The organism is Spirosoma sp. SC4-14 (assembly GCF_037201965.1).
In the GTDB taxonomy this organism is placed as follows: Bacteria; Bacteroidota; Bacteroidia; order Cytophagales; family Spirosomataceae; genus Spirosoma.
In genome coordinates this window covers 3,603,436-3,622,373 of the sequence record NZ_CP147518.1, presented here as the reverse complement: position 1 = coordinate 3,622,373, position 18,938 = coordinate 3,603,436, and the positions used below count along the sequence as shown (strand labels likewise).

Annotated in this window: 15 protein-coding genes; 11 read left to right on the top strand and 4 right to left on the bottom strand. The window is 49.9% G+C overall.

What is annotated here, in order from left to right; genetic code table 11:
* Positions 1-41 precede the first annotated feature (41 nt).
* Entirely contained in the window at positions 42-1,052 is a 1,011-nt protein-coding gene (locus WBJ53_RS14690; protein WP_338876899.1) for a GntG family PLP-dependent aldolase, read from the top strand.
* A 135-nt stretch (positions 1,053-1,187) separates the two neighbouring features.
* Entirely contained in the window at positions 1,188-2,795 is a 1,608-nt protein-coding gene (locus WBJ53_RS14685; protein ID WP_338876898.1) for a bifunctional GNAT family N-acetyltransferase/carbon-nitrogen hydrolase family protein, read from the top strand.
* Positions 2,796-2,875: 80 nt separating this feature from the next.
* On the opposite strand, the gene WBJ53_RS14680 is transcribed toward WBJ53_RS14685, so the two are convergent.
* The 3 genes from WBJ53_RS14680 to WBJ53_RS14670 all read right to left on the bottom strand — a co-directional run bounded on the left by WBJ53_RS14680 (position 2,876) and on the right by WBJ53_RS14670 (position 7,295).
* Positions 2,876-4,027: a DUF819 family protein gene (locus WBJ53_RS14680; protein WP_338876897.1), complete on the bottom strand. Its 1,152-nt coding sequence runs from the start codon at positions 4,025-4,027 to the stop codon at positions 2,876-2,878.
* Positions 4,028-4,211: 184 nt separating this feature from the next.
* Positions 4,212-5,405 (bottom strand): S8 family serine peptidase, encoded by a 1,194-nt coding sequence (locus tag WBJ53_RS14675; RefSeq protein ID WP_338876896.1) that lies wholly within the window; start codon positions 5,403-5,405, stop codon positions 4,212-4,214.
* Positions 5,406-5,507: 102 nt separating this feature from the next.
* The gene (locus tag WBJ53_RS14670; protein WP_338876895.1) at positions 5,508-7,295 is read right to left on the bottom strand and encodes a hypothetical protein; all 1,788 of its coding nucleotides are present in this window, start codon (positions 7,293-7,295) and stop codon (positions 5,508-5,510) included.
* A 244-nt stretch (positions 7,296-7,539) separates the two neighbouring features.
* Between WBJ53_RS14670 and leuS the strand changes: the two genes are divergently transcribed.
* A complete protein-coding gene (gene leuS / locus WBJ53_RS14665; RefSeq protein WP_338876894.1) occupies positions 7,540-10,512 on the top strand; it encodes a leucine--tRNA ligase in 2,973 nt (990 codons plus the stop codon).
* 37 nt (positions 10,513-10,549) lie between these two features.
* Here leuS and WBJ53_RS14660 read toward each other — a convergent pair whose 3' ends face one another.
* The gene (locus tag WBJ53_RS14660) at positions 10,550-11,569 is read right to left on the bottom strand and encodes an LLM class flavin-dependent oxidoreductase (RefSeq protein WP_338876893.1); all 1,020 of its coding nucleotides are present in this window, start codon (positions 11,567-11,569) and stop codon (positions 10,550-10,552) included.
* Between the two features lie 273 nt (positions 11,570-11,842).
* On the opposite strand from WBJ53_RS14660, the gene WBJ53_RS14655 reads away from it, so the two are divergent.
* The 8 genes from WBJ53_RS14655 to cysD all read left to right on the top strand — a co-directional run bounded on the left by WBJ53_RS14655 (position 11,843) and on the right by cysD (position 18,871).
* Complete coding sequence (locus WBJ53_RS14655; RefSeq protein ID WP_338876892.1) at positions 11,843-12,721, top strand: glycerophosphodiester phosphodiesterase family protein; 879 nt, start codon at positions 11,843-11,845, stop codon at positions 12,719-12,721.
* 161 nt (positions 12,722-12,882) lie between these two features.
* Complete coding sequence (locus WBJ53_RS14650) at positions 12,883-13,962, top strand: sulfite exporter TauE/SafE family protein (protein WP_338876891.1); 1,080 nt, start codon at positions 12,883-12,885, stop codon at positions 13,960-13,962.
* A gap of 77 nt (positions 13,963-14,039) precedes the next feature.
* Positions 14,040-15,230 (top strand): aminotransferase class I/II-fold pyridoxal phosphate-dependent enzyme, encoded by a 1,191-nt coding sequence (locus WBJ53_RS14645; protein WP_338876890.1) that lies wholly within the window; start codon positions 14,040-14,042, stop codon positions 15,228-15,230.
* A 69-nt stretch (positions 15,231-15,299) separates the two neighbouring features.
* A complete protein-coding gene (locus WBJ53_RS14640; RefSeq protein WP_338876889.1) occupies positions 15,300-15,593 on the top strand; it encodes a hypothetical protein in 294 nt (97 codons plus the stop codon).
* Complete coding sequence (locus WBJ53_RS14635; RefSeq protein ID WP_338876888.1) at positions 15,590-16,012, top strand: type II toxin-antitoxin system VapC family toxin; 423 nt, start codon at positions 15,590-15,592, stop codon at positions 16,010-16,012. The genes WBJ53_RS14640 and WBJ53_RS14635 overlap by 4 nt, the downstream gene beginning before the upstream one ends.
* A gap of 28 nt (positions 16,013-16,040) precedes the next feature.
* Positions 16,041-17,147: a Gfo/Idh/MocA family oxidoreductase gene (locus WBJ53_RS14630; protein WP_338876887.1), complete on the top strand. Its 1,107-nt coding sequence runs from the start codon at positions 16,041-16,043 to the stop codon at positions 17,145-17,147.
* A gap of 5 nt (positions 17,148-17,152) precedes the next feature.
* Positions 17,153-17,887 (top strand): phosphoadenylyl-sulfate reductase, encoded by a 735-nt coding sequence (locus WBJ53_RS14625; protein WP_338876886.1) that lies wholly within the window; start codon positions 17,153-17,155, stop codon positions 17,885-17,887.
* Between the two features lie 81 nt (positions 17,888-17,968).
* Positions 17,969-18,871, top strand: coding sequence for a sulfate adenylyltransferase subunit CysD (gene cysD / locus WBJ53_RS14620; RefSeq protein WP_338876885.1), 903 nt, complete (start codon positions 17,969-17,971; stop codon positions 18,869-18,871).
* Positions 18,872-18,938 lie beyond the last annotated feature (67 nt).

The window sequence follows — 18,938 nt, the reverse complement described above, 5'->3', positions numbered from 1 at the left end:
CGGTCATTGTCCGCAAATCCATTCTGTACGACCTTTGCTATATGACGATTGACCTACGCAGCGACACTGTTACTCAACCCACGCCCGCCATGCGCGAGGCTATGTTTTCGGCCCAGTTGGGCGATGATGTTCTCGGCGACGACCCTACTGTTAACGCCCTCGAAGCCAAAGCCGCAGCCATGTTTGGCATGGAAGCTTCGTTGTTCTGTACCTCCGGTACTATGACGAATCAACTGGCCATCCGCACTCATACCCGCCCCGGCGACGATGTGATCTGCGATTACCTCTCGCACGTGTATCAATATGAAGGTGGGGGTATTTCGGTGAATGCGCTGGCATCGGCCAGCCTGGCCCATGGCGAGCGGGGTAAACTGACCCCCGACCTTATTCGGGAACATATCTATAATCCATCGGACCCGCACAAGCCACTATCCCGATTAGTCGTTCTCGAAAATACCGTCAATAAAGGTGGTGGCTGTTACTATACCGTTCCTGAAATTGCAGCTATCCGTCGGGTTTGTGACGAATATGGTCTGATTCTCCACCTGGACGGTGCCCGGCTTTTCAACGCCCTTGTCGAAACCGGCGAACCAACCCAAGCGTATGGTAATCTGTTCGATTCGATCAGTATTTGCCTCTCGAAGGGGTTAGGCTGTCCGGTAGGGTCGCTCCTGCTCGGAAAAGCCGACATGATTCGGCAGGCCCGGCGGTTCCGCAAGCTTATGGGAGGAGGCTGGCGACAGGCTGGCTTTCTGGCAGCAGCGGGTATCTACGCTCTCGACCATCACATCGACCGCTTAAAAATAGACCATTCCCGCGCCCGAAAAATTGGTGCACTACTCGAACGGCTACCGGAAATCGAAGAAATTCTGCCTATCGATACCAATATCATAATTTTCAGGCTGTCGGCAAACCTCTTAGCTACCGATTATGTTGCTCAATTAGAATCCAAAGGAATCCGAAGCGTAGTATTTGGCAAACATCTGGTACGCTTTGTCACGCACCTGGACCTGACTGATGAAATGGTGGAAAGTATCGACCAACGATTATGATGTCTGAACCAGGATTTATGGGATTTTGCGGAATGGCTTTGATTTTGAACTATAAAAGCGCTTCAAAGAAGCGAAATCAAACAAAAGCAAAGTCGGTCAATAAAATCAACTAAATCCCGGTTCAGACCGATTTTTATGCACATACAAACCAGAAACTTACAGAAAGAAGATTATCACGACCTCAAAGAAGCCATGATTGAGGTCTATAGTGGCATTGGCGGTGACTACTGGCCCAAAAGCTCAATTAACAAGCTACTTACGATTTTTCCCGAAGGGCAATTCTGCGTTGAAGTCGACGGGAAGGTGGTTGCCAGCGCGCTGGCCATTCGAATCCAATACGATCTCTTTGGCGACAATCATACTTATGCTGAAATTACCGGCGGCTATACGTTTAAAACACATAGCGACACGGGTGATTATCTTTATGGTATTGAAGTATTCGTGCACCCCGACTACCGCGACCTGCGGCTGGGGCGACGCCTGTACGATGCCCGGAAGGAACTCTGCGAACAGTTGAATTTAAAAGGGATTCTGGCTGGCGGACGAATTCCGAACTACAACAAATTTTCTGACGAGCTTTCGCCCCGCGAGTACATTGCAAAGGTGAAGCAAAAAGAAATCTACGACCCAACGCTTACCTTCCAGCTTTCTAATGACTTCCACGTGAAGAAAGTGCTGAGGGGGTATCTGCCCGGCGATTCGGAGTCGAAAGAATACGCAACGCTGCTGGAATGGAACAACATCTATTACGTTGTTGAAAAAGATAAGAAACCCCATACCGACTCCATTATCCGGCTGGGAGTGATTCAGTGGCAGATGCGTCTGTTCAAGAATCTCACGTCGTTTCTGGATCAGGTCGAATTCTTCGTCAATGCGGTCAGCGATTACCGGGCCGACTTTATGGTGTTGCCTGAGTTTTTCAATACGCCACTGATGGCCGACTTCAACGACCTGCCCGAACCAGTAGCCATTCGAAAACTCGCCGACTTTACGGAGCCCGTCCGCGAAAAACTCTGCGAACTGGCAATTTCCTACAATGTCAATATCGTGGGCGGCAGTATGCCACTGGTCGACGAGGATGGCAAACTCTACAACGTCGCTTACCTCTGTCGTCGCGATGGTTCGTGGGAAGAGTATCGTAAAATCCACATCACACCCAATGAAGTAAAACACTATGGCATGGTGGGTGGCTACGAAATTCGGGCATTTGATACCGACTGTGGTAAAATTGGTATGCTCATCTGTTACGATGTCGAATTTCCCGAACTGAGCCGGATTCTGGCCCAGCAGGGTATGCAGATTCTGTTTGTGCCGTTTCTGACCGACACCCAGAATGGCTACTCACGTGTACGCCATTGTGCCCAGGCCCGCGCCATCGAAAACGAATGTTATGTTGCTATTTCGGGCTGCGTGGGCAACCTGCCCAAAGTTCACAACATGGATATCAACTACGCACAATCGGCGGTATTTACGCCATCTGATTTCCAGTTCCCCACAAATGCCGTAAAAGCCGAGGCCACTACCAACACCGAAATGGTGCTGATTGCCGACATCGACCTGAGTCTGCTGAAAGAATTACACGAACATGGCTCGGTTCAGGTACTCAAGGATCGCCGGACGGATTTATACGATGTGACGCTGAAAAAAGCAGGCCGAAAAGCCCTGAAACAGAAAAAAGAGTCGCCTGACAACGACCCGGAAGCAGTAGCGCCGGTCGTTGTAGTGGCCGACAATCACTCGTAGTCGGTTACAGCGTAGCGCTAAATGATTTTGGAAACCTTTTAGCGCTACAAGCCTCCAACGGGTACCCGTTGGAGGCTTTGTTATTTCAGAGCTTCGGCCACAAAAATGCCCAGATACGTTCCGATAGCATTGCCCAGCGTACCCACCAGCACGGCTGGAAGCTGTAGATCAGGACGGTTCAGGCTTTTTGCCAGAGCCAGTGCAGACGTTCCTCCGCCGATGTTTGCCTGCGATGCAATAGCCAGTACGGCCCAATCCTGACGTAACAAAGCACCGACTCCAAACAAAATGACGGCATGAATAAAAACCATCAGCAGAATCATGCCGAAGAGAATGAATGCTAACTGACCATCGCGAATCAATGCAGCCACATCGCAATAGGCTCCTATAACCGCCAGAAAAATATAGACGCCAAACAACCCTATCAATCGGCTACCACGCAGTTTATTGATAAACCGGAACTGAGCAAGCGCCAGGGCTATTGTTGTCAGAATCAGCACAAAAGGAATAGCAGGAATGAAACCAGCCAGCATCTTCGATAGAAAAATTGCGCCAAATCCCAACGCCAGCAACGATGCCAGATCGTTTGGATTTATGGTTTCTGAATCGGCAAATGGATCATCGACCATAGCATTGGCAGTTGTGGGTGCCCCAGCGGGTTTATGGGCATTGATCAACCGAGGATACCGTCGTTGTAGCATAGGAGGGAACAAGATGGTAACGACCATCCAGAGAGCCGTCATGATATTATCGGCCGCCGTTGCCGCCACAAACAGATTTCCCGCTTTCGAGATGTTATAGTGCAGGGCCACCGCATGGTAGTTGATACTTCCACCTATGTAAGTACCGGCAAACATGCCAGCCAGTGCATAAAACAATTTCCCGACTGTCTGCGGAGCCGAAAATGCCCAGACGCTGATAAAAACACCAATCAGCGTTCCAGCCGACCCGATCAGGAACATGGTTAGCATGGGCAAACCGGCCTGCCGCAAATCTTTCAGATTAACACTGAGCAACAGCAGAAATAGCGAAAATGGAGCCAGATAGCTAAAAATACCTTCGTAGACTGGCGTTTCGGTGGCAGAGATAATACGAAGATTAGCTTCAATGGCCGTGACAATAATTACCAGCAAAGCCGTTCCAATATGTCGGAAACCCGGTTTTTTGATAAGCCATTCGCAGATAATTACATTCAGACAAAGAACGAAGAGAATAAAGATTGAGTCGGCCACAGTGAAAGCAAGGCAGGTTGAAGTAATCAACCCTAATCTACTAAATTTTCGGCTACTAACCTCATCTCCCGATGGCCTTCGGTCATTTAAATAGCCTTGTCTCGCTTCAGAAAAGGGGGATAAAACAAACGCGAACCCCAGAATACACCTACTGTCCGCGTTTTTTCTTTCCAAAGCAAAGCGATTATTCCCCGGCCATCGGATCAGGCGTTCCGTCGGGATCGCCCGTAACAGCTCCGTGGGTGGGTAGGTTATTTCCTCGTATCAACAATAATCCGGCTACGTGAGGAGCCGCCATTGATGTACCACTCAGGGTTGCATAGGTGCCATTTTTATAGGTCGATGTAATTTTCACGCCATAGGCACACACATCGACACTACTACCATAATTAGAAAACGAAGCGAACTGATTGGCGCTATTCATGGCCGATACCGTAAACACATTGGCATTATTCACATGGGCAGGCGAATAGCTATCGGCACTTTTGCTATCGTTTCCGGCTGCAATCGCAAACAAAATTCCAGCTTTGGCGGCTTTCAAAATCGCCTGATCGAGCGAAGTAGAGGTCGTTTCGCCACCCAGACTTAAATTGACGACATCGCCCGCTTTACCGTTCTGATACACATAGTTTACCGCCTGAATAATTCCCGATAGCCGACCTTCGCCCTCATCGTCCAGCACTCTCAGCGATACCAGCGTGGCCCCCGACGCAATTCCGGTGACACCAATGCTGTTATTCTTCGCTCCAATAATACCGGCAACGTGGGTTCCGTGTCCATTTTCATCATCGGCCGAAGTAGTACCGCTAATAAACGATTTACTCCGACTCACATCGACATTCAGATCCGGATGATCCAGATCAATACCGGTGTCGATAATCCAGGCGGTTTTATCGGCCTGTAAATCACCCCGACCATACCCCGTTTGCTTCACATTCCAGGTCAGCGTGGTTGTGGTTGCCACATCGACACAACTGCACATTGCCACAATGCGGTCGGGTTCAACCAGCATTACCGACGGGTCTAGCGTCAATCGTTTTGATTCGGTTTCGGTCAGATGCGCCAGAAAACTGGTCTGTTCGCCGGTGGCCAGAATTTCGGCATTGGCATTGGCCACCAAATGCGTTGCCAACAGATTTTCGGCGAGAGCTTCGGCAGCCGCAACCCGCGCACCGGGAGCAACGGGCAGCGCTTGCGCTGGCTGGTAGGTAATGATATAGTCTCCGGCAATGGCCACGCCATTGTTCGATGACGCTTTTACGAGGCAGTCGGTAGCTACGGCATTGGGGTCGACACTGCTATTGGTCTGGCAGCTAAACACGCTAAACCCGATCAACACTACGTTGGTCAACGTTGCAAACGGAAGTAAACGTCGCATGAAATAAATAGTAGTTACTAGTCAGTTGCGTAGACGGTTTACTCATGCGGCATTGGGAGTGCGTTCTGTATTTGTCTGTACGCATTCCCAATGCTTAACGTGTCAATTTGGTTTTAATTTTTTGAAACTTTTCGTAAGGGGGATAAAAACAACCCGACCAGCCGCCGGGAACCGTGTTTCGGCAACGGGCTGGCCAAAATGAGCATAGAAGCCGCCAATCTGGTCAGGAGTTAACAAATCGAGGTAGAGATTTATACCGGCAAAATTATGTTGTTGAAAAAAACGGGTCAGAAACTGCCATTCCTGTTCAGTAAATGAGCGTTTGGGTGTCAACAACCGGGGCCAGCCATGGCGCAGAAACGGTTGGATCTGGTCGGGATGCAATCGACCAAAATACTGCCCGACGACGCTTTTATCGTAAAAGCGCCGGAATGTAAAATTAGCATTTTGCTGATCGTAATACGGGCAAAGCCCTTCCAGATCACCAACACCATTGGCTCCAACTACACAGAAAGGCCAATCGAACACCGCTTCTCCGGGTTGCTTTTTAATTTTCGAACAATACAGCAGTAAATTTTCAGAGGCCAGATTTACTGGCATCCGAAGCCGCTGCCGATAGCCCGTATACCACTCCAATCCCATCAGTATGAATAGTGACCCCATCAGGAGCTGAACCGATAATTGACGCGGCCACGAAACCCATAAGGCCAATAGTCCCAGCAAAACCGGATATACCAGACTGGCCCGCCCACCGTGCCGGTTAAAACTAAACCACGGAAACAGTTTCAGCGTCGGCAGTACTACCGGATGGTAGAGCAGACACAGGATCAGCATTAACACCAACGGTAGCCAAACGGCTACCCGCCGACGAATCTGCCACCAGCCAATAGCCGCCAGCACGACCAGATATAATCCCGGACTGCCCTGGCCGTAGCTTTCAAACGTATCGTGCAGATAGGGCTTGTAATCGAACGCGAACGTGTGCAGACCGGGCAGGTGCGGAATCAGCAGGCGCAACGGGTGCGACCACGCCCGCAATTCGGGCACAATACCAAAATCAAACTCCCAGGCCGTAAAAGCAATCTGAAACGTTAAGGGCAAATAGAGCCAGCAACTGATTAGAATCAGGAAAAAATTGACAGCTATCCAGTGAGGTTTTTGGGCAAACTGCTCAATCAGATACGAGCGGATCAGTGTCGGCCAGGTCTGAGCCTTCGGAAATCGGCGAATCAATACCACAAGCAGCACCGGTACGGTAAGCGTTGTGAGTGTCAGCGCAAAGCCAGCTACGTAAGCCAGTTCCTGACTTAACACCTGCACATGCAACCAACCCCAAAGCAGTATGAATACCAGCGAGACATTCCTGTGCTCCGCCACATCAAGCAGTATCCGAAAGGTTGCCACCATGCACAGCACCGTCCAGTGATCGACGCAAACGTTCATGTGAACCGGAAATTTCCAGATGGCATATACGTTGAATACCGATACCACAAGCCCAAGCCCAAATGCTTTAATAGCCCCAAAGCGGGGAGCTATCAGAATAAACGATCCTATAGCAGCTACGATAAGGCTGTATACGTAGTAGTATTGCAGATACGGACCGGCACCATGAAACCACTGGTAGCAGAGCGCATACCAATAGTCCCGCTCAAAACCCCAGTCCAGAAAAACCTGATTCGTACCGTATGGATAAAAGGTCTGGGTATTGATCAGATTGAGGTGCGGATAAGGCCAGAGGCTGATATTCTTCCAGAAAAAATAACCTACATATTCATACTGATCAGTATCATTACCGTCGGAAAGCGGCAAACTAAAATCGCCAACAATAAGGCTGCCCAAACCAGCCACCAGCGTCAAAAGTGTACTAATCCAGATTGTATTCTTAGGCATCTAAAACAGAACCAGTTGCAGCTAAATGTTGCACAAAGTAACAGGAAGGTTTTGTCAGTACAATAGCGACCAGCAGCGGTCAGCAGCACTAGCGAAAACCTACAGGCATACTTCTTTTTAAAAAGTGAGTATCCATAGACAATCATTTCGTCTATTCCAGAAAGCGTCATTCGGTTAATCAGCGAATAAAACGGGTAAAAGCGGTATCTTTGCGCATTCTTTTCCAGCAATTTTATCTGTTCACATGGAGTACAATCACCGCCAGACCGAACAAAAATGGCAACGGTTCTGGGACGATCACCATACCTACCAACCAGAAACCCACACAAATAAGCCAAAGTATTATGTGCTCGACATGTTTCCGTATCCGTCGGGTGCGGGCCTGCACGTGGGGCATCCGCTGGGTTATATTGCTTCCGACATCGTATCGCGCTACAAGCGTCTGAAAGGCTACAACGTGCTGCACCCAATGGGATTCGACTCGTTTGGCCTGCCAGCCGAACAGTATGCAATTCAGACGGGTCAGCATCCGGCGGCCTTTACGGAGCAGAACCTGGTTCGCTATATCCACCAGCTCAAAAACATTGGTTTCAGCTACGACTGGACCCGTGAAGTGCGCACCTCCGATCCATCATTTTATAAGTGGACGCAGTGGATTTTCATGGAGCTATTCCGCAGTTGGTACAATAAAGAAACCGACAGAGCCGAACCCATCGAAACGCTGACGGCTAAGTTTGCGGCCAACGGCACTACGGGCGTTCTGGCCGCCTGCGACGACGATGCACCCGCTTTTACGGCCGACGAATGGAACGCCATGAGTGAGCAGGAGCAGTATGCCATGACCTTAAAATACCGGCTGACGTTTCTGGCCGATGCGGTCGTGAACTGGTGCCCCGCTCTGGGAACGGTTCTGGCCAACGACGAAGTAAAAGATGGTGTTTCGGAACGCGGGGGCTATCCGGTTGAGCAAAAATTGATGCGGCAGTGGATGATGCGCATCACTGCCTATGCCGACCGCTTGCTAACCGGCCTCGACACTATCGACTGGACCGAATCGCTGAAAGAGCAACAACGCAACTGGATCGGAAAATCGGTTGGCGCTTCAGTGAAGTTCCCATTAGCCCCCCCCGCCCCCAAAGGGGGAGCCTCTGGCGCAAAAGTTGCTGACGCATTAGCTGTTGTAGCGGCAAACATGACTCCCCCTTTGGGGACGGGGGGGGCTATCGAAGTGTTCACTACCCGCATCGACACCATCTATGGTGTTACGTTCATGGTGCTCGCTCCCGAACATGAACTGGTAAGCGAGCTGACCACGCCTGAACAACGTGAAGCGGTTGAGGCTTATGTGAACGCAGCTAAAATGCGCTCCGAACGCGACCGTATGGCCGATACCAAAACGGTGTCGGGTGTGTTTACGGGTAGCTATTGCATCAATCCGGTGAGTGGCGATGAGGTACCGATTTATCTGGCCGACTATGTGCTGGCGGGCTATGGTACTGGCGCGGTGATGGCCGTTCCATCGGGCGACCAGCGCGACTGGACTTTTGCCACGCACTTTGGCCTGCCAATTATTCCGATTCTGGATGCGCAAAAAGACATCGACAAACAAGCCGATAATACCAAAGAAGGCCATTACATCAACTCAGGCATTATCAACGGGCTTACCTACAAAGAAGCTACCGCAACGCTGATTGCGTGGCTGGAAGAACGGGGTCTTGGACGTGGTAAAGTCAATTTCCGAATGCGCGACGCGGTGTTTAGCCGTCAGCGTTACTGGGGCGAGCCCGTACCGGTCTATTTCAAACCAAGCCCCCCTGCCCCCAAAGGGGGAGTTTCTGGCGTTCCTTCTTTGAACCAGTTACCCTATCTGATCGACGAAAGCGATTTGCCGCTGGAGTTGCCCTCCGTCGATAAATACCTGCCAACCGAAACCGGTGAGCCTCCACTGGCCCGCGCCGAAGGCTGGAAATACAGCCCCCCTGCCCCCAAAGGGGGAGATGATCTACAGGGGCCATACGAGTATGAACTGAGTACCATGCCCGGCTGGGCAGGTTCGTCGTGGTACTGGTACCGCTATATGGACCCACACAACGACCAGGCGTTTGCGTCGAAACAAGCCATCGACTACTGGCAGAATGTGGATTTGTACATCGGCGGAACCGAGCACGCTACCGGGCACCTGTTGTATAGCCGGTTCTGGAACAAATTCCTGAAAGACCGGGGCTATGTGCCGCAGGAAGAGCCGTTCAAAAAACTGATCAACCAGGGAATGATTCAGGGACGGTCGAATTTTCTGTATCGGCTGAAAGGTACTGGCACGGCGGAGAAAGCGCCAGTTTTCATCTCTCTCAATCTGGTAGGCGATCAGGAAGTAACTCCAATTCACGTAGACGTCAACATTGTTGAAAATGACGTGTTAGACATCGAAGCCTTCAAAAAGCAACGTCCTGATCTGGCAGAAAACGCTGAGTTTATCCTGGAGCCAGACGGTCGGTATGTCGTTGGAGCGGAGGTCGAAAAGATGTCGAAGTCGAAATTCAACGTCGTTAATCCCGACGACATTGTCGATAAATACGGGGCCGACGTATTGCGGCTGTACGAAATGTTTCTGGGGCCGCTCGAACAGGCAAAACCCTGGAACACCAACGGTATCGACGGTGTGCATCGGTTTATCCGTAAGTTCTGGCGGTTGTTCTACAAAGACAATGCGGCTGGCGAAAGCGAGTGGATCGTAACCAACGAACAGCCAACCCCGGCCGAACTGAAGGTTCTGCACCGAACTATCCAGAAAGCCGAGAGCGATATTGAGGCCTATTCGTTCAATACATCGGTTAGCGCGTTTATGGTCTGCGTGAACGAGTTAACAGCGTTAAATTGTCATAAACGCGCCATTTTGCAGGATCTGGTGCTGATTCTGTCGCCTTATGCTCCGCATATCACCGAGGAACTCTGGGCCGCACTGGGCAACGAACCCGGCACGATCTCGAAAGCATCGTTTCCGGTTTTCAATCCAAATTATCTGGTAGAAGATGCATTCGAGTACCCGATTCAGATCAACGGTAAAGTCCGCACAACGATCAGCTTTGCCATTGACCGAGCTCCTTCCGAAATTGAAAAGGAAGTGCTGGCCGATGAGATTGTCCAGAAATGGCTGGATGGCAAATCGCCCAAGAAAGTAGTTGTTGTTCCGAAACGGATCGTAAACGTGGTTATTTAGTGATTGGTCATTGGTTAATTGGTCATTGGGAACTCAACTATGACCAATTAACCAATGGCTTCTGCGCAGCCATCGTTTCACGGACTTGAGCCGCTATCGACAGCGAATGTTTTCGGGCTTTGTGGTCATAAATGGGAACCGTCATAATCAGTTCATCAGCTTTCGTCTGGTCGATTAGCTTTGCCAGATTACGCCGTACAGTATCGGGCGATCCAACCGCCGAACAACTCAGTACCGGCTCAATTCCAACTAGTTCATAGTCGGGCCAATGAGCCGTAAGGTCATCGACAGGGGGCTGCATTTGCCGGGCCTTTCCGCGCCGGATGTGCAGAAACTGCTGTTGCACGGATGTAAACAATCGTTCAGCTTCCCGATCGGTATCGGCCGCTACTACATTTACGGCAACCATTGCATACGGCTCTTCAAGATAAGGAGATGGCTTAAATCGGCTTCGATAGATGTCGAGAGCCCGCATTAGTTGGGCTGGGGCAAAATGCGACGCAAAAGCATAGGGCAAACCTAATACTGCCGCCAATTGGGCTCCAAACAGACTTGATCCCAGAATCCAGACCGGAATGTTCAGGCCAGTGCCCGGCACCGCCTGTACAAATTGATTGGTATCGTCGGCGGGCTGAAAATAATTCAGCAATTCAACCACATCCTGCGGAAACGTATCGGCATCGGTAGCATCCCGGCGCAGGGCACGAGCGGTAACCTGATCGGACCCCGGAGCGCGACCAAGTCCCAGATCGATACGCCCTGGATAGAGCGATTCCAGCGTACCAAACTGCTCGGCAATGACCAGTGGCGAATGATTAGGCAACATAATACCGCCTGCTCCTACCCGAATCGTTTTCGTACCACCGGCCACATACCCGATCACAACCGACGTAGCCGCACTGGCAATCCCCGGCATGTTGTGGTGTTCGGCCAGCCAATAGCGGTTGAACCCTAGCTGTTCGGCGTGTTGTGCCAGATCGAGCGTATTATGCAAAGCCTGCGATGCGGTATTGCCGTCGACAATCGGCGAAAGATCTAAAACGGAAAAGGGAATCATTGTACGTTGGTATTTTTTAACACATGCCCAGACTATCAACAGCTTACTTCAGGCAACGGCCAGCGTTCCTTTTTCTGGTTATGAATTCTGAGGCTGACCTTCTAATTTCACAGCGTCAGGAAAAGACTCATTGACCTGTTCCGGGCTTCGTTTAAATAACCGAACGGTTCCCAATGAAAGTTCAATGATCATCGAACAAACAAAAATAACGCCATACGAACTCATCCGAAAAGCTGGCATACTGGCTTGGTTTCGGCAATTTTTCCATCAGTTATGATCAAACGATATGTTTTACTCATTGGACTAGGCGTTAGTCTGGCAACCTGTTCTCCAAAAACATACACAAAAATTCCGGCTGGCCATGGGCCTGACTTTTTTCGTTACAAAGCCAGCAAAACCACTGGGCAACCGATGGCCAAAATATCGGCTCACCGCGGTGGTGGCGACCTGAAAGGCTATCCCGAAAACTGCATCGAATCTTTCGCCTATCTGGCTAAGACAATGCCTGTTATTATCGAATGCGACATCGACCTTACCAAAGACAGCGTGATGGTGATGATGCACGATGCCACGCTCGACCGGACAACGACCGGTACTGGCAAACTGATCGACAAAACCTACAACGAGCTTGCACAGTATCGTCTGGAAGATAATATGGGGAATGTGACTCCCTATAAAATTCCGACACTGGAGCAGGTGCTAACCTGGGGAAAAGGAAAAGTAACCTTTACGCTCGACGTAAAACGGAACGTTTCGTTCGGGAAGGTGGTCGATATGGTGCGCAAAACGGGTATGGAAGATTATGCCGCCATTATCACCTACAATGCACAGGATGCCGCAAAACTCAATAAACTCGATCCGAAGCTTATGATTTCGGTGACGATTCGCAACCGGGCCGAATATGACCGTTTGCACGAACTGGGCATCCCCGACAACCGAATGGTTGCCTTTGTGGGTGTTAAAGAACCCGATACGGAGTTATACCAGTTTCTGCACCAGAAAGGCATTGCCTGCATTCTGGGAACGCTCGGCAACCTCGATAAACAAGCCGCTGCCAAAGGCGATCAGGTTTATAGAAAGTTTGCCGAAAACGGGGCCGATATTATGTCGACCGACCGGCCGCTGGAGGTATGGCAGGTGGTTCGTCAATAAGCGCCCAACTACTTCCGGATTAATCTATTACCGCTTCGCTTGCAACTCTAAAACTATTTTCTGTACATTTGTACGTTCAAACGTCATCAGACAAAGCGGCACTTCATTGTGCCGCTTTTCGCAAGAACATAAATCTATTTATTCGATAGAATATAGTCACTATGAGTATTCATGGCGAGTCAGAACTGGCATCAACAGGAGAAAGGGCAACGGTATCGGCACTACCTTTTGATCTTAATGGTCTGAAAATAAGCCTACAAGGTGATACAAACCGAACAACCGAACAGGCCAGTATGCTACGGGAACTGTTTCCTGATGCGCAGATTGTAACGTCCGAAATGGTTTCTAACCCCCTGTTAAGGCGTCGAAACCGTACCGAAATTGCGATTTATGTCTTTGCCGCACTGGCCCTGATGATTGTTGGGCATCTGCTGTTCAGTTATTTAACCCTGGATCGACTGACCGAGCTGACCCAAACCATTAAAATTACTCCCGACGTTTTTTATTTCATTATGGCTGGTTTTGTGGCCCAGATGATCGACGGGGCACTGGGTATGGCCTATGGTGTTACGGCCACTACGTTTTTGACCAGTGTAGGCATCAGTCCGGTTTTTGCCACAGCTAGTGTCCACAGCTCCGAGATTTTCACCTCGGGTGTGTCGGGCTATATGCACCTCAAATTTGGCAATGTAAACAGTCGTCTGTTCAAAGCCGTTCTGATTCCGGGCGTCATTGGTGCGGCATTGGGCGCTTTTCTAATCACCTCCCTTTCTGATCTGGAAGCTGTCAACAACTATTTAACGCCTGCCATTTCCGTTTATACGGCCATTCTGGGCATTTTAATCATCAAAAAAGCGCTGGTGAAACGGGCTAAGAAAAAGCCCGTAAAACGAATTGGCCTCCTGGCCTGGTTCGGTGGTTTTGTCGATGCCATTGGCGGTGGCGGCTGGGGCCCCATTGTCAACTCAACGCTCATTGCCGCTGGTCGGCATCCTCGTTACACAATCGGTTCGGTCAATCTGGCCGAGTTCTTCGTTTCATTTGCGTCTTCCGTCGTTTTCGCGCTTTATGCCGGTCTGGACAACTATGGCCTGGTTATTCTGGGACTGATTCTGGGCGGCATGATTGCGGCACCAATTGCAGCCCATCTGTCGCGAAAGCTTCCCGTCAAAAGCATGATGGTACTGGTCGGAATTGTAGTAATACTCGTAAGTTTGCGAAAGATTATCAAGTTTTTCTGACAGGATAAGCCGGGTTTATAGAACTGCCTCCAGCACGTTAATCCTGTACATCCTGTTAACCCTGTCAAAATAAGTCTATGAAAAAACAAACCAAAGCGATCCGTACGCAGGCAAAAAAATCGCAGAATCGTGAGCATTCTGTGCCCTTGTATCTGACATCGAGCTTTACCTTCGAAAGTGCCGAACAGGGAAAAGCTTTATTCGATGAAACCGAAGAAGGTAATATCTATTCGCGTTTCTCGAATCCCAATGTTACAGAATTTGTCGAAAAAGTCTGTATGCTGGAAAATGCCGAAGATGGTATCGCTACGGGAACAGGTATGGCAGCGGTGTTTGCCAGTATGGCGGCTCTGCTGAAATCGGGCGACCATCTGGTTGCCAGCCGGGCACTGTTTGGTTCTGCTCACCAGATTATCACCCAGATTCTTAGCAAATGGGGCATTACGCATACGTATGTCGATGCTACTGCTACCGAAGCCGAGTGGGAAGCCGCTATGCAGCCCAACACCCGAATGGTCTATCTGGAAACCCCGTCGAACCCTGGCCTCGAACTGGTCGATCTGGAGATGCTCGTTCGGCTCAAGAAAAAACACGGTTTCATTCTGAACGTCGACAACTGCTTCGCCACCCCGATACTGCAAACGCCTATCGATTTCGGCGCCGACCTGTCGGTTCACTCGGCTACGAAGTTTATGGATGGTCAGGGACGGGTACTAGGCGGTATTGTGGTTGGTTCGAAAGAACTGATTCAGCCAATTCGGTTCTTTGCGCGACATACTGGGCCCTCGCTGTCGCCTTTCAATGCCTGGGTGCTGTCGAAAAGTCTGGAAACGCTGGATCTGCGCATGGAACGCCACTGCCGCAATGCCCTGCAACTGGCCGAAGCTCTGGACGCGCACACCGACATTGAACGCGTGTTATATCCGTTTCTTCCCTCCCATCCGCAATATGATCTGGCAAAGCGTCAGATGAAAGCCGGAGGAGCCATTATTACTATTGAGCTGGAAGGCGGTTTTGAACGGGTTAAAGCCTTTTTCGATGCGCTGACGATTCCAAGTCTTTCGTCAAACCTGGGCGACTCGCGAACGATTGTCACAAACCCGAATACAACGACTCATGCCAAGCTTAAGCCAGAAGAGAAAGCAGCTCTGGGTATTACGCCGGGCCTGATTCGGATTTCGGTAGGTCTGGAAGCCATCGACGATCTGATCGAAGATTTTACCCAGGCTGTAGAAAAGTCGGCGGAGGTATTACAGGCAACGAATTAATCGGTTTAGTGTTGGCGCAATGAACTGATTTACAAGGAAAAGTTTTATTACAACAAACTCACACTTACCTTGAAAACGCTGACGATAGACATACCAGATTCGCTCGATCCTGCGCAGGCTCGCTGGGAGATTGCACAGGCACTCTATGAAAAAGGGACCCTAACCCTGGAACAGGCAGCCTCATTAGCCGAGTTGGCTCCCACGTATTTTAAAATGCGGCTTAACGGCATATTGACGGGAGTGCCTCCCAAAACGAATGGGCCGATTCGTGAGGGATTCGACAGTAAACGTATTGAGGAAATTGCGAAGCAAATGGATATACAGGAGTCGTGGGAAGAACTTGTTGCTATGATTGGCAAATGAGGTACTTCCTGGATACTAATATCATACTGGGGTTTATTCGTCGAAATGTTGTTGCACAAGCAGTAGCCAAGATTCTTAGATTAACCGACGATAATGAAATTTATGTCTCGGTCGTCTCAGAAGGTGAAATCTGGTCTATAGCCCGGCAAAGTAACTGGGGCGTTTCCCGGCGGAATAATTTACTAAATCTCTTAGCCGAATACCAGCGAGCTGATATTAATGATGACGAGCTTATCCAGCGTTACGCCGATATTGATGCATTTAGCCAGAACAAATTAACTGACCGTCCGCTGGGCGTTTCGGCCCGAAATATGGGCAAAAATGACCTTTGGATAGCTGCTTCTACTTCATTAGCCGGAGCTTCACTCATTAAACGGATAAAGATTTCGACCACCTACATGGTGAATTTGTTGACGTGATCTGGGTCAATCCTAATCTATAAAAACAATGGTGCCCAACTGGCAAACACTTGTATCTATACTGCTTCTCACTCACCTGGTGAATGCCCAAAGCCCTAAAAAACCGCTTCGGGTTGGCATTGTTAGCCTTGTTCATGACCATGTGAATGGCATCATGAATAAGGCATTTAAGCAAAAAGGACAGACCGATATAGAAATCGTAGGCATCGCCGAACCCAACCGTGAACTGGCCGAAAAGCTGGCCAAACGGTTTGGCTTCAGTCTGGATCTGGTGTACCCGACAGTGGCCGAAATGCTCGACAAAACAAAACCCGAAGCTGTTACGGATTTTGGCCGCATTGTCGATCATAAAAAAACGGTCGAAGCCTGTGCACCACGCGGTATTCATGTGATGGTTGAAAAACCGCTGGCAACCAGCTTTGCCGATGCAAAGCAGATGGAAGCACTGGCGAAAAAGCATAACATCCAACTCCTTACCAATTACGAAACGACCTGGTATGGCAGCAATCATAAAGCCTATGCCATTGCCAATACGGATAAATCGATTGGCGACATTCGGAAAATTGTTGTTCATGATGGTCACGAAGGACCAAAGGAAATTGGCGTCAGTAACGAGTTTCTGGAATGGCTGACCGATCCGGTTACGAATGGAGCCGGAGCCTTGTTCGACTTTGGCTGCTATGGTGCCAACCTCTCGACCTGGCTCATGCATAATCAGCGCCCAACGTCGGTACTGGCCGTAACGCAGCAGATCAAACCCAACATCTATCCGAAAGTCGACGACGAAGCGACTATTATTCTGACCTATCCTAAAACGCAAACCATTATTCAGGGCTCGTGGAACTGGCCCTTTGGCCGGAAAGACATGGAGGTGTATGGGCAAACGGGCTATGCCATTACAATCGATGGTTCCCGAATGCGCGTTCGGCTCAAAGGTGAGAAGAGCGAGCAGGCCACCGAAGCACCTCAATCCGACGCGCCGGCGGCTGATCCGTTTGCTTATCTGGCCAGGCTCATCCACGGCGAAACTAAACCCGACGAACTGACGTCTTTAAAAAATAACATGATTGTAGTTGAAATTCTGGACGCGGCCCGTCAATCGGCCAAAACCGGAAAAAAAGTTGAGTTAAAGTAGAATTTATGACAGCGGAACCTACCTCCTATACACTCGACAGTCTGAGCGAGCGACTGAACGGTTTGAGCAATATAGATGCCCTGCGCACTCTGGCTGAACTGTTTCCGGGCGAAGTAATTTTTTCGACCAGCCTGGGCTATGAAGATCAGGTCATTACAGACATGATTCTGGCCAACGACATCCCCATAAAGATCTTCACGCTCGATACAGGACGGATGTTTTCAGAAACGTATTCGGTCTGGAAAAAAACGAACGATCGCTATGCTACAACGATAGAAACCTATTTTCCGAAAGCCGACGCCGTCGAAAAGCTGATGACTGAGAAAGGTCCCTATAGCTTTTACGATTCCGTCGAAAATCGGAAAGAGTGCTGTGGCATTCGGAAGGTAGAGCCACTAAACCGGGCGCTGAAAGGCAACAAGATCTGGATCACTGGCATCCGCGCCGATCAGTCGGCCAACCGCCAGGCCATGACCCAACTGGAATGGGACGAATCGCACCAGCTTTTCAAGTTCCACCCACTAATGGACTGGACCTTTGAGCAGGTAACCCAATACGTAAAAGATCATCATGTGCCCTACAATCCGCTCCACGACCGTGGTTTTGTGAGCATTGGTTGCCAGCCCTGCACCCGCGCCATCCAACCCGGCGAAGATTTCCGCGCTGGCCGCTGGTGGTGGGAAGACAATTCCAAAAAAGAATGCGGATTGCATACGCACGAAGAAGTGTTTAAAGCCTAATGATTGAATTGTTGCATGATCGAATTGAGGATAATAGCCAACAAGTCAATCATTCAACAATTCAACAAGTCAATCATTCAAATGAAACTCGATTATTTAGATCAGCTCGAATCAGAAGCCATCCACATCATGCGGGAAGTGGCTGGTCAGTTTGAGCGTCCTGCTCTGTTGTTTTCGGGCGGGAAAGATTCCATTACGCTTGTACACCTGGCCTTAAAGGCGTTTCGGCCCGGTAAATTGCCATTCCCACTCGTTCATATCGACACGGGGCACAACTTTCAGGAAGCCCTTGACTTTCGCGATAATCTGGCTGCCAGCATTGGCGAAAGACTTATCGTTCGCTACGTAGAAGACACCATTCGTGAAAAGAAATTAAAGGAACCTACAGGCCGCAATGCCACCCGGAACGGTCTGCAAACCTTTACACTACTCGACACCATCGAAGAGTTTGAGTTCGATGCCTGTATTGGTGGCGCTCGTCGGGATGAAGAAAAAGCCCGCGCCAAGGAACGAGTCTTTTCGGTACGCGACGAATTTGGCTCGTGGGACCCCAAACGGCAACGCCCTGAACTCTGGAATCTCTATAACGGTCGTATTCATAAAGGCGAAAACGTTCGTGTGTTCCCGATTTCGAACTGGACCGAACTCGATGTCTGGAACTATATCCGTCGCGAAAAAATCGAATTGCCGAGCATCTACTTTGCGCACGAGCGCGAACTGCTTGTACGAGATGGCAAACTGATGGCTACAGCCGGAGGAGTGATCAAACCAGAACCGGATGATCAGCTCGTAACCCGCCGGGTTCGTTTCCGCACGGTTGGTGATATTTCCTGTACCGCTGCCTCCGAGTCGGGAGCCGACACACTTGACGCCGTGATTGCCGAAATTCAGGCCACCCGCATCTCCGAACGGGGCGAAACCCGCATGGACGATCAGCTCAGCGAAGCCGCCATGGAAGACCGTAAGAAAGGCGGATATTTTTAATGAGTGAAAGAGCGAAAGAGTGAATGAGCGCTGGTAGCTAATCACTCTTTCGCTCTTTCACTCTTTC